Raw genomic sequence first — 22,588 nt, 5'->3', positions numbered from 1 at the left:
CAACTTTGCGGCTTGCGACTGGGACACCTTGAGCTTGCAGGAGACGGTCAGGACTTGGGTCATGGTTCTATCGTAACTTCCGCATTCCTCCCGACACTGACCCTACGGGTACAGTGCGGGGCTCCTGCGATTTCTAGCTGAAGGGGATCCCCTCACTCCTGGGCAACGCTGTCGCAACCGGCAGCAGCGGCCTCCATATCGGCAGGGGTATTGCAGTCCAGGAAGATCTCAGGAGTGTAGAGCTCCACCTCCTGTACCCGCCTGCCCAGATCCTGCAACAACCGGCGCAGGCCCAGGGTTTCTTCTCGGAGATCCAACAGCTTTTCCCGCAAGCGCCTGTCGATCAGGGTAGGGTGCCCCCGTCGTCCTCGATGCACCGGCACAGTAGCCCAAGCGCGGTGGCGCAGATGGTACTCCAGCAAGCTGTGGTAGATCCACGCCGGGCGGGGCTGATCCACCGCCGAAATGGCCAGCACCTGAAAATCGGCAGGGATCCCTTCCACCCCTACCCGAATGGAGTGGGTCTTGCCCAGCTCAGGAGCCGGATTGACCAGCACCTCTGCCCCTGCCAAGTGGGGTTGGGCTGCCGCCAAATGCTGGGATCCCAGCACCACCCAGGGTTGAAACCCCGCCTGTCGCCACTGGAAAATCTGATAAGACAACAGGGTTTGCCCGTCTTTCCAGGGCAGAAAGGCTTTCGGCTCTCCCATCCGCGTGGAAAACCCAGCCGCCAAGATCAGCGCATGCAGCTTCGGCTCATTTGCCAAGGAGCTTCACCAGCAGAATGCCAAACAAATATAGGAACGTCACAGCCCCGGCCAAAAGGCTCTGGGTGAGGGGATCCGTCGAAGGGGTGAGAATGGCCCCCGCCACCACCGCGCCCAGAACCACGTAGCGCCAGCCCTTGAACATCTGCTCGGCAGTCACCAGCCCCAGCGCCCCCAGCAGCGCCTGCAAAATCGGCACCTGAAAGGCCAGGCCGGTACTGAACAACAGCAGCAGCACAAACTCGAAGTAGCGGTCAATGGACCAAGCCTGATCCACCACCCCTTCGCCGTAGCGGATGAAAAAGTTAAGCGCCGCCGGAATGAGGAGATAGTAGGCAAAGACCAAGCCGGCCACAAAGAGAAGGCTGGATCCCAGCACCACCGGCCCCAGCAGCTTGCGCTCCTTCACGCTCAGCCCCGGCAAGACGAAGCGGGCAATTTGGTAGAGCAAAAAGGGCGTGGCCAGCAATAACCCCGAGTAGGCCGCCACCTTCACAGAAACGAAAAAATACTCCCCCGGCGCCAGTTGCAAAAAGGTAACCCCCTGCGCGGGCACCTCCAGCAGGGCGACAATGCGGTTCACCACGGCAAAGCAAGCGATGATGCAGATCACCACCGCGATCACGCTGGCCAACAGGCGGCTGCGCAGCTCTTCCAAGTGCTCCATCAAGGTCATCTCGACCTCGTAGGGAAACTCCGGATCCCGCACCCGACCAGACTCAGGGGCCGCCGCGGCTTGCTCCGGGGATTCGGTCTCAGAGGCAAGGGTCATGGGCCAAGGTGTAACGAGACGTTCCCCGCTATCTTAGCGCTGCCCCCTCTCCAGGGAAAAGCACTTGTCGAGCCGCTATAGGGGGATGTAGCCCTGGCCTGTTAAGGGGATCTTGGGGCCTGAGCAGAGGGGACGGGGAAGGGGAGTGGCTGCAATTTCTAGCGCTTGCCCAAGCCCAGCGCCTTTTCCACCTGCTGGGCGGCATAGGCCATGGCAAAACAGCAGATGAAGTAGATTAGGCCGATAAAAAACAGCACTTCCCGCTGGGTGCCTAGCCAGTTGGGGTTGGTGAACACCACGCGCCCCGCCTGCAGCAGGTCGATGAGGCCGACAATGAACACCAGCGACGTGTCTTTGAAGAGAGTGAGGAACTCGTTCACCAGCGCCGGAACGGCTGCCCGCAGTGCCTGGGGCAAAATCACCAAAGCGGTCACTTGAAAGGGGTTCAAGCCGAGTGCCCGTGCCGCTTCTAGCTGGCCCAGCGGGATTGACTGCAGGCCGCCCCGCACGTCCTCGGCCACGTACACGGCTGTAAACAAGATGAAGGCCACCTCCGCCCGGATGATCAGGTTGACGCTGATCCCCCCCAGAAAGAAGGGCACCAACAGCCAGGCGGCAAACAGAATGGTGGTCAGGGGCACCCCCCGCACCAGCTCGATCACCAGCGTGCAGAAGATCCGGATTACCGGCAACGCCCGATTGGCCCGGCCCAACGCCAGCAACACCCCGATGGGAAAGCCGATGATCATGGCGGCTGCCGCCAAGATCAAGGTCAGCAGCAGTCCAGACAGTTGCTCAGCCCGCACTGCCGGCCAAGGGGGGCCCAGGTCGCCCAGCAGCAGCTGCAGACAGAGGGGCAAGATCAGGGCCCAAACCCAGATGGAAGCCAGCCGCCAGGATTCCCGTCCCCGACTGAGGGCAATAGCGGCAAAAGTGACGCCAGAGCAAACCGCCAGCCACCCCTGCGACTGGGTTCCCAAAGGCAGGAACGCGGCTAAGCCCATAGCAGCTCCCAAGAGAATGAGGTAGTGCAGCAGCACACCGCCCCAAGTCCCCCCCGCTACCCCTAGGGTGGCCAGTACAATCCCCAGCACCGCCCACACCCGCCACAGTTGGCTGCTGGGGTAGGTGCCGCTGGCAAAGATTTTCAGGTTGGCCGGGATCACCTCCCAGCGGGCTTGGGTGAACGCCCAGTTCCAGAACAGGGAAATTGCCCAGGCCAACACCAAGGCAGAGACCAAGGTGAGCAAGGTGCTCAGCCAGGAGTCGAACAGGTTGCGGCGCACCCAAGCCAGAGGACTTTGTTTCTCCCTGGGGGGGAGTACCTTTTCTTCTACAAGGGGAGAGGAGAGACTGCTGGGCATGGGTTAGCGCTCCACCAATTTGACGCGGGCATTGAGCCAGTTCATGCCGTAGGAAACCACCAGGTTGAAGGTCAGATAGGTGGCCATGAGGATGGCGAACATCTCCACCGAGCGTCCCGACTGATTGATGATGGTGCTGCTGATGTTGAACAGATCGGAAAAGCCAACGGCAATGGCCAAGCTGGAGTTTTTGATCAGGGTGAGATACTGAGTGTTCAACGAGGGGATCATGATCCGCAGGGCCTGGGGCACAATCACCAAGCGAAAGGTTTGCAGCTCCGACAGGCCGACGGCCCGGGCCGCCTCCCACTGCCCCCGCGGCACCGCCAAAAAGGATCCCCGCACCACTTCGGCAATGTAGCAGCCGGTGTAGGTCACCAAGCCCAGCATCATGGCGGTAAACTCCGCCGAAAGCTGGATCCCACCCCGGAAGTTAAAGCGCTCCAGTACCGGGACATCCAGCCGCACCGGCGGCTCTGGGAAGAGCACCCAGCAGGCCACCGCCAGCAGCGCCACCCCCGCAGCCACCCACAGGTTCCGCTGCCGGGATCCCAGCTCGGGTCGGCAGACTAGGAGCAGCTTGCGGATCCCCCACCCAGCCCCAATCACAATGGCCAGTGTAGGGATAAACCATCCGCTCAAATCCAGGCCGGGCAGCTTCACTCCCCGTTGGTTGATAAAAATAAGCCCGCCAATAGAGAGGCTGTTGCGCACCCCTGGCAGAGTGAGGATCACCCCCTGGTACCAGAAGATCACGATCAGCAGCACCGGGACATTGCGAAAGATCTCGGTGATGACGGTAGCCAATTGGCGGGCCAGCCAGTTGCTGGAGAGGCGGGCGATCCCCAAGACAAAGCCCATCGCCGTCGCCAACACAATGCTGACCGCGGACAGCCAGAGGGTGTTCACCGCCCCCACCACCAGCGCCTTCAGGTAGCTCTCGGAAGGGTCGTAGGGGATAAGCCCTTCGGTGATGCCGAAGTTGGCAGAGTTGCCCAAAAAGCGGAATCCCAAGCTGATGCCCAGGCGACGCATGCTGGCGAGGAGATTTTGGGCGAGGATCCCGAACACCAGCAGCACGGCCACGACAAAGGCCACCTGCAGCAGAACTTTTAGGATGCGCTCATTCCGCCACCAGGGGGAGCGAAGGTGGGACTGGTCGGACAGAGAAGTCATGCGGGGCAAGCAAAAATTCAGAGCACAGCAGAGAATAGGGGATCCCTGGCCGGTACTGACCAACCGGGATCCCTAGGCCCGGATTCCGAATCAGCCGATCAGCGGAAAGGCGGCGCGTACTGGATCCCGCCTTTGGTGTAGGGCTGGTTCAAGCCCCGCGGCACGCCCAAGGGGGTCAGGTGGCGGTCGAAGATCTCGCCGTAGTTGCCCACCGCCTTGATGACATTGACCACCCAATCCGGCTTCAGGCCCAGCAGCTCTCCCAGGTTGCCCTCCTGGCCCAAGAAACGACGGATATCGGGATCCTCCGACTTGAGAAACTCCTCCACATTGGCGCTGGTGATCCCCCTTTCTTCTGCATAGAAGAGGGCGTAGACCGTCCAGTTCATAATGTCGGAAAAACTCTCATCTCCGTGGGGAACCAGCGGCCCCAAGGGCTCTTTGGAGATCACCTCCGGCAAGATCACGTGGTCGTCGGGAGAAGCCAAGCTGGCCCGGCGGGAGATGAGGGCGCTTTGGTCGCTGGTGATGGCATCGCAACGGCCCTCTTCATAGGCGTTGAAAGAGGAATCATCGCCGTCGAAGGTTACTGGCGTAAAGGCAATGCCACGGGCGCGGAAGGTATCCGCCAAGTTCAGCTCGGTGGTGGTGCCGGCAATCACACAGATGGTGGCCCCGTTCAGGTCTTCCAGCTTTTCCACCCCCAGCGACTTCCGCACCATAAATCCTTGGCCGTCGTAGTAGGTGGTGGGGCCGAAGGTCACCGCCCACTCGCGATCCCGGGTGAGGGTCCAGGTGGTGTTGCGGCTAATCATATCGACCTCGCCCGACTGAATCGCAGACTGGCGATTGGCCGCCGTCAGGTAGACGTATCGAACCTTGTCCGGATCTCCAAAGAGAGCGGCAGCTACCGCCCGGCAGATGTCGATATCAAAACCCACATACTTGCCTTGGTCATCCAGGTTGCCGAATCCGGGCAGTTGGTTGTTTACCCCACAGATCAACTCGCCCCGAGCCTTGATGCGGTCGGTGAGCGGCCCCAGCTGCGCCCAAGCGGGAAGGGACTGCAGGCCCATAGACAACGCCAGTGCCCCGGCCAAGGGAGCCAATCCGTTCAAATGCTTTATCCAGTTCATAAAATTACCCCATGTCAATCCTCAAGATCTTCGTCGTCAACAGTCGTTCATACACGGCACTTCAACCGAGATACCGTGCCATTGGGTTACACTCCTGCCACACCCCACACCCCATAGAATGGTTTGCCATAGGCGCCTACGATTTTCTCAAAGCCTTACATGTCAGGGCGTATGGAAATGTTGCAGAGGCTACGGTTGTGGCTCGGCCAGTTCTGCCATGGTACCCATGCCTGCTTTGGTGAAACTTAGGGAGTCACCCACCCATGCAAGGATCCCCGCACATAAGGTCTTCACTCTCTCCGCAAAGTGCAGCCAGCGCTGACATTATCCAATGCGAAGATGTTCACAAATGGTACGGCGATTTCCACGTCCTCAAGGGCATTACCACCCGCATCCGCCGCGGAGAGGTGGTGGTGGTCTGTGGGCCTTCAGGTTCGGGCAAGTCAACGTTTATTCGCACGTTGAACCGCTTAGAAGAACACCAGAGAGGGCGCATTGTGGTAGATGGCATTGAGCTAACCAGCGACCTGCGCAACATCGATGCCATTCGCCGCGAGGTGGGCATGGTTTTTCAACAGTTCAACCTGTTTCCCCATCTCACGGTTTTGCAAAATGTAACCCTTGGCCCAATCCACGTGAAAAAGATGAAAAAAAGTGAGGCGATAGAGCGGGCTATGGAACTGCTAAGCCGCGTGGGGATCGCCGAGCAAGCGGAAAAATACCCGGGGCAGCTTTCGGGGGGGCAGCAGCAGCGGGTGGCGATTGCCCGCGCCTTGGCCATGAATCCGGCGGTGATGCTCTTCGATGAGCCCACCTCGGCCTTGGATCCAGAGATGATCAAGGAGGTGCTGGACGTGATGCGGGAGTTGGCCCGCTCGGGGATGACCATGGTGTGTGTAACCCACGAGATGGGCTTTGCCCGCGAGGTGGCGGATCGGATTATCTTCTTCGACCGCGGCAAGATCGTGGAGGAAAACACCCCCCAAGAGTTTTTCAGCAATCCGAAAGAAGAGCGCTCCCGCCTGTTTTTATCCCAGATCCTTTCCCACTAGCGAGTCCTTCAGAAGGGGGTGAGGCGTGCCAGAAAAGCCCCCTCCGGCTCTTGATAGACAATCTGCCCCTGCCAGCCGTTGGCGTGGGCACACTGCAGCAGGGTTTCCGGATCTACAAATAGCCAGGGAAAGGGATCCCCCCGCTGGCCGTTGTACTCGGCTACAAAGTTCACTACCTTGGCTTTTGCCTCGCTCCCTTCCTGCCAATCTTCTGAGCCACCTGCTTCGAGGTGGGCAGGAGCGGCCAGCTTGCCAGAGGGATCTTCCAAGTTTTCTAAACGCTCTCCCTCTTCTGCCGGCAGATTCCGCAGATCTGCGAGGTCGCTGGCATCGCTCAAATCGGTGGAATCCAGGAGCAACTGGCCAGTGGGCTGAACCCAGTGGCGAGCCAGGCGCAAAAAACGCTCCAAGCCCGACAGGGATCCCGCCAAGCCGACGCCGTTCATCAGCAGGAGTAGGGTATCGAAGGGCTCTCCTGGCCCCGCCCAGTGGAAAAGATCGGCGGCAATGCGGCAACGCACCCCCCGCTCTGCCATAATCTGCAAAGCCACAGGGGAGCGATCCAAAGCGGCCACGGCAAATCCTTCTTCCTGCAGCAGCAGGCTGTGGCGGCCCGTACCGGCGCCGATGTCTAGCACCCGACCGCGGCAGAGTTCCAAGGCCAAGGCTTCCACCTCCGGCAACTCTTGGGTGAAGAACACCTCTGGGGAGACCACCTGGGGCTCTTCCGCCAGCGGGATCCCCTCCAGGCTGTAGGCATGTAAGAGAAGGGATCCCTTGGCCTGTCCCCGATGCCAGTCCCACAGCGCTTGCTCCAAGGGATCCCGAAGTGGGTGATTCTCGACAGCCTTTATCATGGAAGGGGAAAGCTAAACCATTGACCCGATGGCCATCGTCGCCTTTCTTTACGGTGCCGCTATCGTCCTTTTGCTGATTGCAGCAGTGGTTTGGGCAACATCTCGGCAGTTCAACGCGGAGACCAGACCGCAGGCCGGCACCCCACCAGAAGAGCCCCCAGAAACCCCATCTGTTCCTGTTTCCATTGTGGAGCAGCTAGAGCGTCAATACCGCAACAGCCCTTCCTACCGTCCCCACCCTTAAGTTATTCTTCGAGAAGCCTCTGAAAATCCTTGAAAAGACGGGTTTTTGAGGATCCCTGAGGGCGCGAGCAGTGTCTTTGCTGGCCGAAGGTCGGCGTTTTCTTCCCTGAATCATGGTTGTCAAGTCTCCGCCACCCATTGTCTACATCGTCCTGGGTCTATTGCTCCTCTGGGGCGGTCATCGTGCTTGGCGGGCGGGCTATGTTCGCTGGCCGCAAGGGATCCCTCTGCCTCAGGTGTCGCTGCCAAGGTTGGGCGGCGGGGTGGGAGTTGGCTCTCAAGATCTGCTCCTGACCAGCGGCGAGCGCACCTTGTTTGCCGATAGCAGCCCCACGGCCACGGCAGCGGCGGAGCTATTGCGCCAAGGTAACCTCAGCGCGGCCATCTCGGTGTTGGAAATGGGTCTGCAAAGCAACCGCAACGACCCAGAAGCTCGCATTTTCTTGAACAACGCCCGCGCCCAGCAGCAGGGCAGTCCCTTGAGCCTGGCGGTGGTGGTGCCCATCTCCAGCAACCCCAACCGCGCCAAAGAGACCCTGCGCGGGGTGGCGCAAGCTCAGGAGGAGCTTTTCCAACAGGGGGGAATCGGAGGACGGCTGCTGCGGGTAGTGATTGCCGACGATGGCGATAACCCTGAGCGAGCAGCAGCGGTGGCCAAAGCCCTGGTGGCGCAGCCTGAGATCTTGGGGGTGATTGGCCATAACACCAGCGATGCCACCCTGGCTGCAGCCGAGGTTTATCAGCCTGCCGGCTTGGCGATGATCTCCTCCACCTCCACCAGCACCCGCATCAGCATGCTGGGGGATGCCATTTTTCGCACCGTGCCCTCCGATCAAGTGGCCGGCACGCAACTGGCCCGTTATGCTCTCAACACGTTGCGGTTGCAAAGGGTGGCCATCTTCTACAACCCCAACAGCGCCTACAGCTCCAGCTTGCGCGATGCCTTTGCCTCCACCCTGACCAGCGAGGGGGGAATTGTGCTGGCGGAGTTCGACCTATCAGCCTCGGACTTCAACCCCCAGGCCAGCCTGCAAAGGGCCGTCGGCCAAGGATCCCAGGTAGCTTTTTTAGCTCCCACGGCTTCCGTAGCCGAAAAAGCCCTGGCCGTAGCCCGCGAGAACGCTGCAACCGGTAGGCCCCTTGCCCTTTTGGGCGGCGATGTGCTCTTCAGCCTCGCCACGTTGCAAGACGGGGGAGCAGCGGTAGAAGGCTTGGTGGTGGCGGTGCCCTGGCATCCTCAGGTGCCTCGCAACCGCGGCTTTGCCCAGGCGGCGGCTCAGCTTTGGGGAGGGCAGGTCAATTGGCGCACTGCTCTGGCTTATGATGCCACCCGGGTTTTCTTGCAAGCTTTCAGCCAAGGAGCCACCAGCCGCAACGCTGTGCTGGCCCGTTTGCAGGATCCCAACTTCCTCCTCCAGGACGGGGCTTCGGGAGAGGTGCGCTTTTTGCCCTCCGGCGACCGCAACGCTCCCAACGTGCTGGTGCGGGTTGAGCCCGGCAACCGCTCCGGTACCGGCTACGATTTCGTGCCTCTCCCCTAGGGATCCCAGCAGAAGCTACAGTGGGGGATGCTCTCAATCTCCTCAGAATCGAATGGATCCCATGCCCACTCGGATCACAGCCTGCTTTCAGGCGCTGCGCAGCCGTGGTGAAAAAGCCCTCATCCCCTACCTCACCGCTGGGGATCCCAACTTGGAAACCACCTTTGAGGCTTTGCAGGTTCTGGATCAGAGCGGCGCCGATCTTATCGAGCTGGGGGTACCCTACTCGGATCCCTTGGCGGATGGGCCGGTGATCCAAGCAGCAGCCACCCGCGCCCTCAGTCGGGGAGTCACTTTGGGCGCCATTCTACAAGGCTTGCGCTGTCTCTCGCTGCAGGCCCCCCTGATCCTGTTCACCTACTACAACCCCATCCACCAGCTCGGCATCCCCAACTTTCTGCATCAACTGCGGCAGGCCGGCTGTGCCGGCTTGGTCGTCCCCGATCTGCCTCTGGAAGAGGCGGGATCCCTGCGACAAGCAGCCCAGGCCGAAGAGATCGACCTCATCCTGCTGGTGGCCCCCACCAGCCCCCCGGAGCGCATGCGCCGCATTGCCCAGCAGTCCAGTGGCTTTGTCTACTTGGTCAGCACCACCGGCGTTACCGGCGAACGGGCCACCCTGGAAAAGCGGATCCCGGCTTTGCTGCAGCAACTGCGCCAACAAACCCCCCTGCCGATTGGGGTGGGCTTCGGCATCTCCACTCCCGACCAGGCCCGCCAGATCGCTCTCTGGGGAGCAGATGCGGCGATTGTGGGCAGCGCATTTGTGCAACGGCTGGCCAAAGCCCCCACGCCTGAAGAAGGACTGCAACAAATAGCTCACTTTTGTCGAGCCCTCAAAGCGGCCCTGCAAGAGGTGACCACTCCAGAGTGTTAACTTCTGTTCAGGAAGGTGCCCACTCAGACTGCTTCCATCTCAAAACAAATGTTTACATTTTGTGAGCCAGCCCGCAGACCCATTTCCCCCCTGCTGCGCCCCACAGTCGGGGGATCCCAGGCTAAGCAGACATTTTGGTATCGATGGGTTTGTAAATCTTCACAAAACACTCATCCCTCCCGCGATATAAAATTAGGCTGGATGCTCGGCTGTCTGAAAGTCGCAGAGGTTCTTGACCTATCTAAAAATTTAGGGGTTCGGTGGGGGGTCTGCTGCCACGGAATCCTTGATTTTTGGGGGTCAAAGAGGATCCCGCAAAAAAGCTTGGGATTCGGCTTTTGGGAGGTTCAGCCAGTCGCTCACCACTTTTTGGAAAGACCAGAAGGAGATCCATCATGCAAGACGCCTTTACCCGGGTGATCGCTCAGGCAGATGCACGCGGTGCCTTTTTAAGTGACCAAGACTTTGACCGTTTGGCGGCTTTGGTGGCAGAGGGCAACAAGCGCCTAGATGCTGTCAACCGCATGACCAGCAATGCCGCCCAAATCGTAACCAATGCAGCTCGCTCTTTGTTTGCTCAAGAGCCAGATCTGATCGCTCCCGGCGGCAATGCCTACACCAACCGCCGCATGGCTGCCTGCCTACGGGACATGGAGATCATCCTGCGCTACATCACCTATGCCACCTTGGCCGGGGATAGCTCTGTGCTGGAAGATCGCTGCCTGAACGGCCTGCGGGAAACCTACATTGCTCTGGGGGTGCCCACCACTTCTGTGGCCAACGGCATTGCTGCCATGAAGAAAGAAGCCCTGGCCAAGATCATGGATCCGAAAGGCATCACCCCTGGCGACTGCTCTGCGCTGCAAAGCGAAGTGGCCAGCTACTTCGATAAGGCTGCTGCCGCCATCGTTTGAGCTTTGGGTCGAAGCTGGCTTAGTCGTCCCCTTTTAGATCGGTTAGATCCCTTCATTTCTGATAGGCAGGTGGAGATCCAGTCCGCCTTTCCTACAGAATGTTCGTTAACAACACAATTGATGAATTTAGGAGTTGCAAGGTGAAAACCGTCATCACTGAAGCGATTGCTGCCGCTGACAATCAAGGGCGTTTTCTGAATGCCAGCGAGCTGCAGGCCGTGAATGGTCGTTACCAGCGTGCTGCTGCTTCTCTGGAAGCGGCCCGTGTCCTAACCAACAATCAGCAAACCCTGGTGCGGGAAGCGGTGCAGGAAGTGTTCAAGAGGTTCCCTTACTTGACCCAGCCGGGTGAAATGGGCCACGGCGATGTGTTTCAGGCCAAGTGTGCCCGCGACATCGGCTACTACCTCCGCTTCATCACCTATTCCCTGGTTGCGGGTGGCACCGGCCCCCTCGATGAATACTTGGTAGCCGGGCTGCGGGAAGTGAACCGCTCCTTTAACCTCTCTCCGAGCTGGTACATCGTGGCTCTGCAGTACATGAAGAGCCGCGCTCTGGGCATGCTGAGCGGCCAAGCGGCCAACGAAGCTGCCATCTACTTCGATTACGCCATCAACGCCCTCAGCTAAGGGATCCCAGGGCAAAGATCCCCGCTTGTTGGGAGGGGACGATCTCTTTCTTCGTCTTCCAAGTGTGTATCTCTCCAGAGCAGGCGGCGGCTCCAGAGAGGTCTATTCCACCTGTTTCTAGGTTGGCTTAGCGCCTCGGCTCCCTTTGAGCCAGTTGGGTTAGTCGCCTGCTCTCTAGTCTGGGGGAGTTAACCTCTGGGTTCTAGACATTGCCTGGTGGCAACGCAGCTGGCCCGCAAAAGTAGCCGGTACAGCTTGTCCGGCGCTTGGTTGCCCCTGACAGTCCTCTAAACGAAATCTGATAATAATTGGGGAAAGCGATGTTCGGTCAAAGCACCACCAGCCCTGAAGCTCTGACAGAAGCCGGCAGCCGGGTTTACCGAGTTGAGTACACCGGCCTGCTCAACCCTCCCGATGCTCTGGCCACCTCTGCCAAAGTTCGCCGCAGCACCCTGAGCGCCACCGTCCCCTACAGTCGGTTGTCTGCCGAGATGCAGCGCATTCTGCGGATGGGTGGCAAAATCGTGCAGGTCACTGCCTTGTCGGGAGCCAATGCCTCTCCTGCTCAGGACAACGGTGCTGCTGAGTAAGGGATGCTCGACGGCTAACTGAAGTTACCGGCAAGGTTGCCCAGGTGTCATGAACAGCTCTGCAACGGTTCGTATGGCATCCAACACGGCGGTGCTGCCACAGCAGCTTAGCTGGGAGCAGGCGATAGCCCGGCTGCAAGGGGATGACTTGCAAGATCGCTACTATGCCGCCTGGTACTTGGGCACAGTTCGGGATCCACGTGGGGTAGAGCCACTGCTTTTGGCGTTGCAGGATGAACGGGATCGCACCGCCTTGGGGGGCTATCCTCTGCGCCGCAATGCTGCCAAGGCCCTGGGGCAAATCGGGGACGTGCGGGCCGTGCCCGGTTTGATCGAGGCCCTCACCTGTACTGACTTCCACGTGCGGGAAGAGGCTGCCTATGCCTTGGCTCAATTGGGGGACAAGCGAGCAGTGGATCCCTTGCTGGCACTGTTGCAGTCTCGCGAACAGGATCAGCCCTGGGAAGCCCTTATCGAGGCACTGGGCCAGCTTCAGGCCACCGAGGCTGAGGCAGCAATCCGACCCTTTTTGAGCCATCCCTCCGAACGGGTGCGTTCGGCAGCGGCTTGGGTGCTCTACCGCTTTACGCAAGCCGAGGAGCTGACCCAAATCCTAGTGGCGCTCCTGGCCCACTCCAACTCCAGCTTGCGACAGGCCGCTTTGTTCGACCTGGCCGAATCGGGATGGGTGGCGGGGGCACCGCTGTTGGCAACAGCCGACGTAGCGCTCAACCTGCGCATCAATGCTCTGAAGCGGCTGTTCGATGTGGCGCTTCAGTTGGGGCGGGTACCGCCGGCTCAGGTGGCGGCAGCGATCCTTCCGCAACTGGAGAGGCTCTTTTAGGATTTTGGGGCGCTCAGTGCCTTTGATTTAGATCATTTCAGATGCTTCAACTGTACCTTTGACTACTCGTTGCTTATGTCCTCCACCTCGGCTGCTCAAGCGCTTCCCACTGCTGTGGCTCAACTGGCGGCAGAGTTGGAGCAGGCCACGTCGCCTGAGGACTTGCTGCGGGTGGTGAGGGCGCTGGGGGCTCTGGGCCAAGTGGAAGGGATCCCCATCTTAATTCGCGCCTTTGGGTTTAATCGCCCTGCAGTTGGGGAGGCTGCTCTGGAGGAGGTGCTGCGCTTTGGGGAGGCGGCGGTGCAGCCCTTGCTGAGCCATATTGACGGTTTCGATTACGGGGCGCGGGCCTATTCGGTGCGGGCTTTGGCTCGCATTGGCCATGGGGATGCCTACCCCTTTTTGGCAGAAGCCATTGTGGCGGACTTTGCCCCCAGTGTACGGCGGGCGGCGACCCGTGGGCTAGGACGAGTGGCGGCCAAGCGGCCCTTGCTCGATCAAGAGCGAGCCTTGCAACTGTTGCGGCAATGTCTTGCCGATGCCGATTGGGGAGTCCGCTACGCCGCCGTTGGATCCCTGACGGACTTGGCTCTCCAGGGTGAACAGTCCCTGCGACCCTCAGCCGAGGCTGCGCTCCAGATGGCCTTGGAAGATGCGGATCCTCTGATCTCTCTCCGCGTCCAGATGAGCCGGCAGGAGTTGGCTGCCGAGCCTTAGCTTCTCTGCTCTAGTGTGTCTTTCTCGGTTTTTCTCGTTTTTTCAGGAGCACCACCTATGTCTCTTCCGTTGCTTGCCGATCGCCCCACCACCCAAAATGAGCGGGTGCCTCGCTACTTTGTGCCCAGCGACGAAACCCCGCCGGTCTACCGTCCTGACGACCCGACAGGAATTGACAACATCATTCGCGCCGCCTATCGCCAGATCTTCAGCGAGCATCTGATGCTGGAGAGTTATCGGCAAAAAGCTCTGGAGTCCCAATTGCGCAACGGGGCAATCTCGGTCAAAGAGTTTGTGCGCGGCCTGGGCAAGTCGGAGGTGTACCGGGATCTGGTCATGGTTCCCAACGACAACTACCGCTTCATCGAGGTCACCTTCCAGCGCTTTTTGGGTCGGCCCACCTACAGCCAACAGGAGCGCATCAAGTACTCCATCATCGTTGCCACCAAGGGGCTAGATGGCTTCATCGACGCTGTGGTGGATAGCGAAGAGTACAATGCCGCCTTTGGGGACGATGTGGTGCCTTACCAACGCCGTCGCCTGTCGGAAAAGCCCGCCAACCTGGTGACCCCCCGCTATGGAGCTCGTTGGCGCGATGTCTCCGGCGTGAAGCGCTCGACGCGGGAAGTGGTGCGCACCTATCGTCTCACCCGTCCTCCCAAAGCCGGGGATCCAGAAAACTTCCTCAACATGGCCCGCATGCTCAATCCCAAGCCGGCTGCACGGCAAAACATCAGCGTCTTCGATCTGAAGATCCCGGACATGACCACCAGCCGCCGCTAGGACTGGGCAAGCTTCCGGGGACAACCCTTTGCGGGCTCTGCCGGGCCGATCGATCCGAGGCTGTTCGGATGGGTCGGCCTGCCGCTGTGCCTGGGGCAAGATTCGTTATAATCCTGGTGATGCTTCTTAACACTTGGGTCGCATGAAGAATCCGGTTGTGCGGGCTTTTTTTGTCGGCAAGGCTGTGGCGGATGTCCTACGGGAGCGTTTGGAAAGCGCCCTCACCGATATTGCCGGAGAAGTGGGCAAGGTGTGGGCCGAGCTGCAGGAGGGCTGGCAAACCTTTGCCCAGGATGTCATGACCCGAGCTGAGGCAGAAGCATCCGTGGCCGCCCAGGAAAGGGTGCCGCCTCCTTTCCAGACAGAAGATCTGCAGGCAACTCTGGACGACTTGCGGGCGGAAGTGGCGCAGTTGCGCTCCGAGTTGCAGAAATATCGGAGTCGAAACGCTTGAGTGCCAGCACACTGGGATCCCGGACTTCTTTGGGATCAAAACCCGTCAAGCCCTATACTGCCTACCGTTGGGCCCGGGAGAACTATACTCGCCAGGGCCGCATGCTGGACATTTGGCGATTTGTGCTCACCTGGCTGTTTTACCTTTGGCTGGATCAGCAGGCTTGGAGCTATGGGGGACAACCCACGCCCGAGCGAAAGGCCCAGCGCCGCCGGGCCAGAGCCATTTGGATCCGCGAAACGCTGCTTAACTTAGGCCCTACTTTTATTAAAGTGGGGCAGTTTTTCTCCACCCGCGCCGATCTCTTCCCCTCGGAATATGTCGAGGAGCTCTCCAAGCTGCAGGATCGGGTGCCTGCTTTCAGCTACGAACAGGTGGCGGCAATTGTGCAGCAGGAGCTGGGCAGGCCGATCACCCAAATCTACAGCTACTTTGATCCCACCCCTTTGGCCGCTGCCAGCTTGGGGCAGGTGCATCGCGCCAAGCTGAAAACCGGGGAAGAGGTGGTGGTGAAGGTGCAGCGTCCGGGGCTGACCCGGCTGTTCACCATCGATTTGGAGATCTGCCGTGGGATTGCCGAGTTCTTTCAGTATCGCACCTCTTGGGGCGGGCCGGGCCGCGACTGGATCGGCATCTACGAAGAGTGTCGGCGCACCCTCTGGGAAGAGGTGGATTACCTCAATGAGGGCCGCAATGCCGATACCTTCCGCCGCAACTTTCGGGATATGCCGCAAATTGCCGTCCCCAAAGTGTATTGGCGTTACACCTCTCCTCGCCTGTTGACGTTGGAATACCTGCCGGGGATCAAAATCAGCGATTACGAAGCCCTGAGCGCGGCGGGGCTGGATCGCAAGGTTTTGGCTCGTCTGGGGGCAGAGGCTTATCTGCGGCAACTGCTCAAGGATGGCTTTTTTCACGCCGATCCCCACCCCGGCAACATTGCCGTGAAGCCCGATGGCACGTTGATCTTCTACGACTTCGGCATGATGGGCCGCCTGCCCTCCGATGTGAAAGAAAAGCTGATGGGCACGCTGGCAGGTGTGGTCTCCAAAAATGCCGATCAGGTGGTGGCCTCGCTGGTGGAACTGGGGGTGCTGGTGCCCACCGCCGATCTGGCTCCGGTGCGCCGCTCGGTGCAGTACATGCTGGATCACTTTATGGACAAACCCTTTTCCAGCAACTCGGGAGAAATCTCGGTGGCGGCCATTAGCGAAGACCTTTACGAGCTGGCCTACGATCAGCCGTTTCGCTTTCCGGCTACCTTCACCTTTGTGATGCGGGCCCTGACCACGCTGGAGGGGCTGGGGAAGGGGCTGGATCCGGAGTTCGACTTTATGGAAGTGGCCAAACCCTTTGCGGAGGAGCTGATGAGTTTGAACGGAAGCGAGACCGAGACCCTCTTGGCCCAGGTTGGCCGTCAAGCGGCTGAGTTCACCAGCAGCAGTCTCAGTTTGCCCCGCCGGATCGAATTGACCTTGAGCAAGTTGGAACAAGGGGAGCTGCGCCTGCGGGTGCGATCCAGCGAGACGGAGCGCTTGCTGCGCAAGCTGAACAATACCGGGCTGGGAGTCATTTACGGGGTGTTGTTTGCGGCCTTTTTTTTGAGCGCAACTCAGCTCTTTTTGGCCGGACATGCTACCTTAACGGTTATCACTTTGGTTTTGGCTGCCCTCGCTGCTCTTGCTTTACTCAGAGTACTCTTAAGGTTGAATCGGTCAGAGCGATTGATGTGATGCGACGATATGCCTGCGCTACGGATCCCGGCAAGATCCGCAGCAGCAATCAGGATGCCTACTACTGCGATCCAGAGGGGCGCTATTTTATTGTTGCCGATGGTATGGGAGGACATGCTGCTGGGGCTACAGCCAGCCTGTTGGCCGTCGAGACCATCCGAGAATATCTGGATCGAGGCTGGAAAAACGTGCCGGCACCCCGGTTGCTCAGCGAAGCCGTAGAAGCAGCCAACAGTGCCATCCTCAAGGATCAGCGGGAAAATCCAGAGCGGGCAGACATGGGCACTACGGTGGTGGTGGCCATGGTGGATCCCAAGGGCAACTGCTGGAGTGCTCACATTGGCGATTCTCGCCTCTATCGCCTACGGGGATCCGAAATGCAGCGAATGACCGAGGATCACACCTTAGTGGCCCGCTCCATTCGACTGGGGGAGCTGACCTATGAGCAGGCCCGGATTCACCCTTGGCGACATATTCTCGAGCGCTGCCTGGGCCGACCCGATGCGGGTCCACCTTCTGTGCAGCCGATTACAGTTTACCCAGGGGATCGCCTGTTGTTGTGTAGCGACGGCCTAACTGAGGAGCTGGACGACGAAGTGATCATCGAGTATTGCCTGCAGGTGGAAGATTTGGAGCAACTTCCCCTAAAGCTCATCGAGGCGGCCAAAGAGCGGGGCGGGCGAGACAACATCACAGTAGTGATTGCCGAATACGCCTAGTTTGCGCCCGGCTAAAGACGGTATTGGCGGTACACTTCGCTGGCCGCTCGGTGCAGCAGGGAGTGGCGATACACGAGGCGGTTGAGGTCTTTGCCGTAGCCGCCGCCGATGACGCAGGCGACAGGATAGCCCTGCTTTAGACAAGTGTTCAGCACTTGCATGTCCCGCCGAAACAGGCCCTGGTCGCTAAGGGCCAGCTTGCCCAAGAGGTCTTCTTCGTGGGGATCCACACCGGCATCGTAGAGCACCAGGTCAGGGCGCACCTGAGCTAACAGATCGGGCAAGTGGTCGGCCAAGGTCTGGAGATAGGCTTCATCTTCCATGCCTACCGGCAGGGCCACGTCCAGGTCGCTCTGCTGCTTGGTGGCGGGGAAGTTGGCCTCGCAGTGCATGGAAAAGGTGAACACCCGCGGCTCGGAGCGAAAGATCCAAGCAGTGCCATCTCCCTGGTGGACATCCAAATCCACGATCAAGAGCCTTTGCACCAGCCCTTGCTGCAGCAAGACTTGGGCGGCAATGGCCAGGTCGTTGAAGATGCAAAACCCAGAGCCGTAGCCGGGAAAGGCATGGTGGGTGCCGCCGGCGGTGTTGCAGGCCAGGCCGTGGCGCAGGGCCAATTGGGCGGTCAAGACGGTACCCCCCACCGCTCGACAGGTGCGCTGCACCAGCTCTGGGCTCCAGGGCAGGCCGATACGCCGCTGCAATTTGGCTTCCAGGGATCCCTCACAGTAGGCCCTGACGTACTCAGGGGTATGTACCGACTCAATCCAGGCGAGAGGGGGCAGCTCAGGGTGGTGCACTTGCTGGGGGCGGATCACCCCTTCCCGCAGCAGCAGCTCTTGCAAGAGGCGAAATTTCGGCATGGGAAAGCGATGGCCCGGCGGCAGGGGGGCACTGTAGTCGGGGTGGTAAACAATTGGCAAAGACATCAAGGGCAATCGAATTGACGGCGGCGAGCATGGCCTATAACGGCTCCAGTGCTTATGGTAGAGGTAGCCCGCTCCTGCCGGATCCCTTCGCGAGGCTTGCAAACCTGTTCTCTGTACCGCCGCGATTCCCTATGTTTACTGCGTCGGATCCCTTTTTGGGTCGCCTCTTGGCTCAGCGTTATCGACTTGTACATCTGCTGGGACAGGGGGGCATGGGGCGAGTCTATTTGGCTCAAGATTTGCTCTTTGGTGGGGTGGAAGTGGCCGTCAAGCTGCTCTCCCAGCCGGCAATGGATCGGCGCACCCGCCTGCGCTTTGAACGGGAAGCGAAAGCCTGCGCGGCTTTGGGCCAAAAAAGCCTGCACATTGTCAAAGTCAATGACTATGGCCTTACCCCCGATGAGGTGCCTTTCTATGTGATGGAATACCTGAACGGCCAAACCCTCAAGGATATTCTGGCCGCAGGGGCTTTGCCTTTGGAGCGCTTCTTCCGGCTGGCCCGCCAAATTGGCCTGGGGTTAAAGGCGGCCCACGAGGGGATCCTCATGGAAGGGCAAAGGGTGCAGGTGATCCACCGCGATTTGAAGCCGGCCAACGTGATTGTAGTGCCTGATAGCAGTTTTGGGGAACTGGCGAAGCTGGTGGATTTCGGCATTGCCAAGCTGCTCAACAGCCATGAATCTTTGAGCTTTACCCATGCCTACCTGGGAACGCTGGCCTATTCTTCCCCGGAACAGCTGGAAGGGTTGCCGCTGGATGCCCGTTCCGACATCTACAGCTTCGGGATCATGCTGTACCAGATGGTGTCTGGCCAGATGCCCCTCAAGCCCACCACCGAATCTTTCCCGGGCTGGTACCAGGCCCACCACAAGCACCGGCCCATCCCTCTAGAAGACTGGGGACTGAAGTTTCCGCTGCCCGCCGGTTTGTCTGACTTGATCCTCGGTTGCCTGGCCAAAGATCCTGCCGCCCGCCCGCAGTCGGTGGCCAATGTGTTGGCGGAGCTGGAGCACATTCAAGCCAGAGCACAGGGATCTATTGCCCCTCAGGTCCCAGTCGCCTCGTCGGAAGAGGCTGCCTCTGGCCCACTTTCTGGAGGTCTCCCTGCCGCTGCGCCGTCCTTGGTTACAGCCGGTACTCTGCGGCTCAGGCCCCTGACGGCGGCCACGGAGGTCGAGAACGGGGGATCCCTGCTTTGGGTGCGCCTGATTCCCTTTCTGATGGGCGGGCTGCTGGGCTGGGTTTTGGTGAGTTGGCAATGGGGACAGTTGCTGCAGCGCCCCTCGGCCCCCCGTGTTTCCGGGCCAGGATCTCGTCCGGCAGTGGAAGATCCCATTGCCCCAGAGAATGCCCATCCCCTGTCTGAGGAGAGTGGTTCGAGCGAGGAGCCGCCGCTGGAGGGGATCCCTGAGTTCCTTGTTTTGGCTTCAGAGCGGAGCAAACGGCGGGATCCCGCGCCGGAGCTGGAACCCTACACCCGGAGCGAGCCGGTGTTTCGCGCCTTTCCCCTGGAGACTTCCCGCGAGACGGTACGGGCCAGCCTGGGATCCCCCAACCAGCAGGGGCAGGGCGCTTGGCCCAATACCGTGTACGACCTGTACCGCTTTGGCGGGGTGGACTTGGGCCTCACCTACGACGAATCCAGCCTGGCCCTGCGGCAAACCGAAGCCACCGTCACCGATGGCGTACCCACCCCTCAAGTGGAAGGACTCTTGGAGGATATGCTGCAAGCCCCCTTGCCTGCTCAACTGCAGCGAGAACTGCAGGCTGTGCGCGAGGGACGTTCCGGGCGAGTGCAATTCCGCGTTGGCCCCTGGGCCGGCAGGATCGAACGCAACGCCCAAGGCCATCTTTACATGGCCCTCTGGGATCCCGCGCTGCCCAGCGGTGCTCCACCACCTTCCCCCTCCTTTCCTACCCTACCCCCGGCTGCCCCCGTTGCCCGGCCTCCCAAGGCCCGTAACCTCAATTCAGCAGCAGGCGGCCCTCGTCCCGGCCAGACCATGCAGGAGCTGCTGCACCGTGCGCGCGAATTGCGGGGGGACTGAGCCATGTCTGCTTCTGAAGACAAAAAGCCGCTGTTGAGCACCGTCGCTCGCCTCTTCAAAACTCTGGCGAGGCCTTTCCCTGTCGGGCCTACAGCTCTCCTCAAACCCCCCGAACCTCCTCCCCCCAAGCGCCCGGTGCGCCTGCGGATTACCTGCCCAGGAGAGCCCCCCCAGGTGGTTGCCCTGAAGGGATCCGACATTCTCGGTCGCAGCCAGACGGTGGCCACCATTCGCATCCCTGCCCCCGCGGTGAGCCATCTCCACGCCCACATCCGTCCCCGCCCGGATTGGCGCCTGCCCGGTCTGGGTTGGCGGATCCCGTTGCCCCCTATTCTCTACTGGCTGGGGTGGAATGCCGGTCGCTACCAGCTAGAAGATCAAGACTCGACCAACGGCGTTTTCCGCCTCAAACCCTTCGGTGGCGCCGAGCGGGTGCGCCGGGTGATCTTGCGGCATGGCCAGCAACTGAGCCTTGGCCCGCCTCGGGATCCGGAGAGCGTCTGGATTCAAGTGCTGGATCCACCCCCACTACAGGTGTATGGGGTGCGCGGCTGCCTCATCCTGATGGTGGTCTTGGGGCTGGGGGCGAGGATTTGGATCGGCCATGAGTGGAGCAAGTTCTCAGTGGAGCCACCCCTCTCCGCAGATCGCAACCCCCTGATCGTCCTGGCCGGGGATCAGCAGACGGAGCTGCGCCGCCATCAGGGGGACACCTACCGGGAGCTGCCCGACCTGGAAGCTTTTGGGCCAATTCTGCCCAAGGTGGTGGTCGCCGCTGAAGATCACCGCTTTTACTCCCACTTTGGGGTGGATCTGCTGGGCATTGCCCGCGCCTTTTGGGTGAACCTGCGCTCGGGGGAAGTGCAGCAGGGGGGCAGCTCCATCAGCCAACAACTGGCCCGCACCGTTCTGCGGGACTACACCGGCTCAGGCAATACCTTCGGGCGCAAGCTGCGGGAGGCCGTCGCCGCCCTGAAGCTGGAACAGCGCTACAGCAAAGACGAAATCCTCGCTCTCTACCTCAACAATGTTTACCTGGGCAACGGCATCTACGGCTTTGAGACTGCCGCCCAGTTCTATTTCGGGATCCCAAGCCGCCAGCTCAGCCTTTCCGAAGCTGCGACTCTGGCGGCCATTTTGCCCGCGCCCAATGCCTTTAACCCTGTCGCCAACTATGATGCCGCCGTTCGGGGCCGGGATCGGGTGTTGGATCGCCTGAGCGAGCTGAAAGTCTTCCCCGAAGAGGAGATTCGGCGGGCCCGGCGCAGTCGCCTCACCCTCAACCCCAATTTGCGCTCCCAAACCTCGACAGTTGCTCCCTACTTTTACAGTGCCGTCTTCCAGGAGCTGCGGCAGCTCTTGGGCCAAGACCTCTCGGCAGAGGGCAACTTCATCATCGAAACCACGGTGCATCTGCCCTACCAGCGTTTGGCAGAGCAAGTCCTGGCCCAAACTGTGCGCGAGTCGGGATCCCGCTTGGGCTTCAGCCAAGGCGCTTTGGTCAGTCTCGACAGCCGCAACGGCGAAGTGCTGGCTTTGGTGGGCGGGATCGACTACAACGCCAGCCCCTTCAACCGGGCTACCCAAGCTCAAAGGCAGCCGGGCTCCACCTTCAAAGTGTTCACCTATGCGGCTGCCCTCACCCAGGGGATCCCTCTCTCCCAAGTGTTGTCGTGCGAGCCCCTCACCTGGGGCAACCTCACCTTTCGCGGCTGTCGCTCGGGAGCGGCCCCTATGGATTTGGCCCGCGGCCTGATCCTCTCCGAAAACGTGATTGCCCTGCGGTTGGCCCAACAAGTAGGTCTAGAGCAAGTGGTGGCGACGGCCCGGCAAATGGGCATCCAATCGCCGTTGCAACCCTATCCTTCCATGGTGATCGGCACCATGGAGGTGAACTTGCTGGAGTTGACAGCAGCCTTCACTCCTTTTGCCAATCGTGGCCTTTGGTCAAGGCCCCACACCATCCGCCGCATCTTGGATAGCAGCGATTGCGCCAACCCCAACGACTTTCGCACCTGCCGCGAGATTTACCCTGGTCGGGAGGATCCCCGTTCTCAGCGACTTGTCCTGCCAGAAACCGTCGCCCAACAGATGACAACCGTACTGCAAGGGGTGATCAGCTCCGGCACCGGCACTGCTGCCCGGCTCGGCATTGGAGAAGCCGGTAAAACCGGCACCACCACCGCCAACAAGGATCTGCTCTTTATCGGCTACACGCCCAACCCTCCCCTGGTGACCGGCGTTTGGTTGGGCAATGATGACTCCAGCCCAACACGAGGAAGCAGCAGCATAGCTGCTCAAACTTGGGGAAATTACATGAGACAAGTCATTCAATAGTTCGAAAATGGCTAGGTCGTGTTGATCTTATGTTAGGATAGAGAGAATAATTTATAGAGGAAAGAGGATGAAGTTGGTTTTTTTAGATGAAAACAAATGGCAGAAG

22 protein-coding genes are annotated in these 22,588 nt (G+C 60.1%); 15 read left to right on the top strand and 7 right to left on the bottom strand.

The window, feature by feature from the left end; genetic code table 11:
* Window positions 1-152: 152 nt before the first annotated feature.
* The 5 genes from ACVWYZ_RS12910 to ACVWYZ_RS12890 all read right to left on the bottom strand — a co-directional run bounded on the left by ACVWYZ_RS12910 (window position 153) and on the right by ACVWYZ_RS12890 (window position 5,215).
* On the bottom strand, window positions 153-734 hold the full coding sequence (locus ACVWYZ_RS12910; protein ID WP_457467287.1) for a nucleotidyltransferase family protein: 582 nt from the start codon (window positions 732-734) through the stop codon (window positions 153-155).
* 22 nt (window positions 735-756) lie between these two features.
* Window positions 757-1,539: a twin-arginine translocase subunit TatC gene (tatC, locus tag ACVWYZ_RS12905; RefSeq protein WP_457467286.1), complete on the bottom strand. Its 783-nt coding sequence runs from the start codon at window positions 1,537-1,539 to the stop codon at window positions 757-759.
* Window positions 1,540-1,697: 158 nt separating this feature from the next.
* Window positions 1,698-2,903: an amino acid ABC transporter permease gene (locus tag ACVWYZ_RS12900; protein WP_457467285.1), complete on the bottom strand. Its 1,206-nt coding sequence runs from the start codon at window positions 2,901-2,903 to the stop codon at window positions 1,698-1,700.
* 3 nt (window positions 2,904-2,906) lie between these two features.
* Entirely contained in the window at window positions 2,907-4,142 is a 1,236-nt protein-coding gene (locus ACVWYZ_RS12895) for an amino acid ABC transporter permease (RefSeq protein WP_457467284.1), read from the bottom strand.
* A gap of 35 nt (window positions 4,143-4,177) precedes the next feature.
* A complete protein-coding gene (locus ACVWYZ_RS12890) occupies window positions 4,178-5,215 on the bottom strand; it encodes an amino acid ABC transporter substrate-binding protein (protein WP_457467283.1) in 1,038 nt (345 codons plus the stop codon).
* Between the two features lie 263 nt (window positions 5,216-5,478).
* Here ACVWYZ_RS12890 and ACVWYZ_RS12885 point away from each other — a divergent pair, with 263 nt between their 5' ends.
* Window positions 5,479-6,267, top strand: a complete 789-nt coding sequence (locus ACVWYZ_RS12885; RefSeq protein WP_011432567.1) for an amino acid ABC transporter ATP-binding protein — start codon at window positions 5,479-5,481, stop codon at window positions 6,265-6,267.
* Window positions 6,268-6,275: 8 nt separating this feature from the next.
* Here the strand turns inward: ACVWYZ_RS12885 and ACVWYZ_RS12880 are convergent, their stop codons facing one another.
* Entirely contained in the window at window positions 6,276-7,124 is an 849-nt protein-coding gene (locus ACVWYZ_RS12880) for a class I SAM-dependent methyltransferase (RefSeq protein WP_457467282.1), read from the bottom strand.
* A gap of 28 nt (window positions 7,125-7,152) precedes the next feature.
* Here ACVWYZ_RS12880 and ACVWYZ_RS12875 point away from each other — a divergent pair, with 28 nt between their 5' ends.
* The 12 genes from ACVWYZ_RS12875 to ACVWYZ_RS12820 all read left to right on the top strand — a co-directional run bounded on the left by ACVWYZ_RS12875 (window position 7,153) and on the right by ACVWYZ_RS12820 (window position 17,168).
* The gene (locus ACVWYZ_RS12875) at window positions 7,153-7,368 is read left to right on the top strand and encodes a DUF6479 family protein (protein WP_414356379.1); all 216 of its coding nucleotides are present in this window, start codon (window positions 7,153-7,155) and stop codon (window positions 7,366-7,368) included.
* A gap of 112 nt (window positions 7,369-7,480) precedes the next feature.
* Entirely contained in the window at window positions 7,481-8,908 is a 1,428-nt protein-coding gene (locus tag ACVWYZ_RS12870) for an ABC transporter substrate-binding protein (protein ID WP_457467281.1), read from the top strand.
* A gap of 61 nt (window positions 8,909-8,969) precedes the next feature.
* Window positions 8,970-9,785, top strand: coding sequence for a tryptophan synthase subunit alpha (trpA, locus tag ACVWYZ_RS12865; protein WP_457402160.1), 816 nt, complete (start codon window positions 8,970-8,972; stop codon window positions 9,783-9,785).
* A 395-nt stretch (window positions 9,786-10,180) separates the two neighbouring features.
* Window positions 10,181-10,699 (top strand): phycocyanin subunit beta, encoded by a 519-nt coding sequence (locus ACVWYZ_RS12860; RefSeq protein ID WP_011432573.1) that lies wholly within the window; start codon window positions 10,181-10,183, stop codon window positions 10,697-10,699.
* A gap of 140 nt (window positions 10,700-10,839) precedes the next feature.
* Window positions 10,840-11,328, top strand: coding sequence for a globin family protein (locus ACVWYZ_RS12855; protein ID WP_011432574.1), 489 nt, complete (start codon window positions 10,840-10,842; stop codon window positions 11,326-11,328).
* Window positions 11,329-11,648: 320 nt separating this feature from the next.
* Complete coding sequence (locus ACVWYZ_RS12850; protein WP_414349914.1) at window positions 11,649-11,918, top strand: phycobilisome linker polypeptide; 270 nt, start codon at window positions 11,649-11,651, stop codon at window positions 11,916-11,918.
* A gap of 73 nt (window positions 11,919-11,991) precedes the next feature.
* Entirely contained in the window at window positions 11,992-12,762 is a 771-nt protein-coding gene (locus ACVWYZ_RS12845; RefSeq protein ID WP_457467280.1) for a HEAT repeat domain-containing protein, read from the top strand.
* Between the two features lie 75 nt (window positions 12,763-12,837).
* On the top strand, window positions 12,838-13,479 hold the full coding sequence (locus ACVWYZ_RS12840) for a HEAT repeat domain-containing protein (RefSeq protein WP_457467279.1): 642 nt from the start codon (window positions 12,838-12,840) through the stop codon (window positions 13,477-13,479).
* A gap of 57 nt (window positions 13,480-13,536) precedes the next feature.
* Window positions 13,537-14,262, top strand: coding sequence for a phycobilisome rod-core linker polypeptide (locus ACVWYZ_RS12835; protein WP_414408339.1), 726 nt, complete (start codon window positions 13,537-13,539; stop codon window positions 14,260-14,262).
* Between the two features lie 142 nt (window positions 14,263-14,404).
* Window positions 14,405-14,716 (top strand): DUF6825 family protein, encoded by a 312-nt coding sequence (locus tag ACVWYZ_RS12830; RefSeq protein WP_414329408.1) that lies wholly within the window; start codon window positions 14,405-14,407, stop codon window positions 14,714-14,716.
* A 29-nt stretch (window positions 14,717-14,745) separates the two neighbouring features.
* On the top strand, window positions 14,746-16,449 hold the full coding sequence (locus tag ACVWYZ_RS12825; RefSeq protein WP_457467278.1) for an ABC1 kinase family protein: 1,704 nt from the start codon (window positions 14,746-14,748) through the stop codon (window positions 16,447-16,449).
* A complete protein-coding gene (locus tag ACVWYZ_RS12820; protein WP_457467277.1) occupies window positions 16,449-17,168 on the top strand; it encodes a PP2C family protein-serine/threonine phosphatase in 720 nt (239 codons plus the stop codon). Before ACVWYZ_RS12825 ends, ACVWYZ_RS12820 begins: the two co-directional genes overlap by 1 nt.
* Before the next feature lie 11 nt (window positions 17,169-17,179).
* Here the strand turns inward: ACVWYZ_RS12820 and ACVWYZ_RS12815 are convergent, their stop codons facing one another.
* On the bottom strand, window positions 17,180-18,097 hold the full coding sequence (locus ACVWYZ_RS12815) for a histone deacetylase family protein (RefSeq protein WP_457467276.1): 918 nt from the start codon (window positions 18,095-18,097) through the stop codon (window positions 17,180-17,182).
* A 131-nt stretch (window positions 18,098-18,228) separates the two neighbouring features.
* Between ACVWYZ_RS12815 and ACVWYZ_RS12810 the strand changes: the two genes are divergently transcribed.
* Together ACVWYZ_RS12810 and ACVWYZ_RS12805 are read left to right on the top strand one after the other, a co-directional pair.
* Window positions 18,229-20,145 (top strand): serine/threonine-protein kinase, encoded by a 1,917-nt coding sequence (locus ACVWYZ_RS12810; RefSeq protein ID WP_457467275.1) that lies wholly within the window; start codon window positions 18,229-18,231, stop codon window positions 20,143-20,145.
* A 3-nt stretch (window positions 20,146-20,148) separates the two neighbouring features.
* Window positions 20,149-22,482, top strand: coding sequence for a transglycosylase domain-containing protein (locus tag ACVWYZ_RS12805; RefSeq protein WP_457467274.1), 2,334 nt, complete (start codon window positions 20,149-20,151; stop codon window positions 22,480-22,482).
* Window positions 22,483-22,588: the final 106 nt, after the last annotated feature.

This window comes from Thermostichus sp. MS-CIW-37 (assembly GCF_054060065.1).
The sequence above is the reverse complement of the archived record's forward strand: the minus strand, read 5'-3'. Positions and strand labels throughout refer to the sequence as shown.

What these genes read in the sequence shown, in the direction of transcription:
- ACVWYZ_RS12860 (WP_011432573.1), top strand. Translation starts at nt 10,181, where the DNA reads ATGCAAGACGCCTTTACCCGGGTGATCGCTCAGGCAGATGCACGCGGT.
- ACVWYZ_RS12810 (WP_457467275.1), top strand. Translation starts at nt 18,229, where the DNA reads ATGTTTACTGCGTCGGATCCCTTTTTGGGTCGCCTCTTGGCTCAGCGT.
- ACVWYZ_RS12820 (WP_457467277.1), top strand. Translation starts at nt 16,449, where the DNA reads ATGCGACGATATGCCTGCGCTACGGATCCCGGCAAGATCCGCAGCAGC.
- ACVWYZ_RS12805 (WP_457467274.1), top strand. Translation starts at nt 20,149, where the DNA reads ATGTCTGCTTCTGAAGACAAAAAGCCGCTGTTGAGCACCGTCGCTCGC.
- trpA (WP_457402160.1), top strand. Translation starts at nt 8,970, where the DNA reads ATGCCCACTCGGATCACAGCCTGCTTTCAGGCGCTGCGCAGCCGTGGT.
- ACVWYZ_RS12815 (WP_457467276.1), bottom strand. Translation starts at nt 18,097, where the DNA reads ATGTCTTTGCCAATTGTTTACCACCCCGACTACAGTGCCCCCCTGCCG.
- ACVWYZ_RS12845 (WP_457467280.1), top strand. Translation starts at nt 11,992, where the DNA reads ATGGCATCCAACACGGCGGTGCTGCCACAGCAGCTTAGCTGGGAGCAG.
- ACVWYZ_RS12840 (WP_457467279.1), top strand. Translation starts at nt 12,838, where the DNA reads ATGTCCTCCACCTCGGCTGCTCAAGCGCTTCCCACTGCTGTGGCTCAA.
- ACVWYZ_RS12835 (WP_414408339.1), top strand. Translation starts at nt 13,537, where the DNA reads ATGTCTCTTCCGTTGCTTGCCGATCGCCCCACCACCCAAAATGAGCGG.
- ACVWYZ_RS12830 (WP_414329408.1), top strand. Translation starts at nt 14,405, where the DNA reads ATGAAGAATCCGGTTGTGCGGGCTTTTTTTGTCGGCAAGGCTGTGGCG.
- ACVWYZ_RS12850 (WP_414349914.1), top strand. Translation starts at nt 11,649, where the DNA reads ATGTTCGGTCAAAGCACCACCAGCCCTGAAGCTCTGACAGAAGCCGGC.
- ACVWYZ_RS12870 (WP_457467281.1), top strand. Translation starts at nt 7,481, where the DNA reads ATGGTTGTCAAGTCTCCGCCACCCATTGTCTACATCGTCCTGGGTCTA.
- ACVWYZ_RS12885 (WP_011432567.1), top strand. Translation starts at nt 5,479, where the DNA reads ATGCAAGGATCCCCGCACATAAGGTCTTCACTCTCTCCGCAAAGTGCA.
- ACVWYZ_RS12880 (WP_457467282.1), bottom strand. Translation starts at nt 7,124, where the DNA reads ATGATAAAGGCTGTCGAGAATCACCCACTTCGGGATCCCTTGGAGCAA.
- ACVWYZ_RS12900 (WP_457467285.1), bottom strand. Translation starts at nt 2,903, where the DNA reads ATGCCCAGCAGTCTCTCCTCTCCCCTTGTAGAAGAAAAGGTACTCCCC.
- ACVWYZ_RS12875 (WP_414356379.1), top strand. Translation starts at nt 7,153, where the DNA reads ATGGCCATCGTCGCCTTTCTTTACGGTGCCGCTATCGTCCTTTTGCTG.
- ACVWYZ_RS12890 (WP_457467283.1), bottom strand. Translation starts at nt 5,215, where the DNA reads ATGAACTGGATAAAGCATTTGAACGGATTGGCTCCCTTGGCCGGGGCA.
- tatC (WP_457467286.1), bottom strand. Translation starts at nt 1,539, where the DNA reads ATGACCCTTGCCTCTGAGACCGAATCCCCGGAGCAAGCCGCGGCGGCC.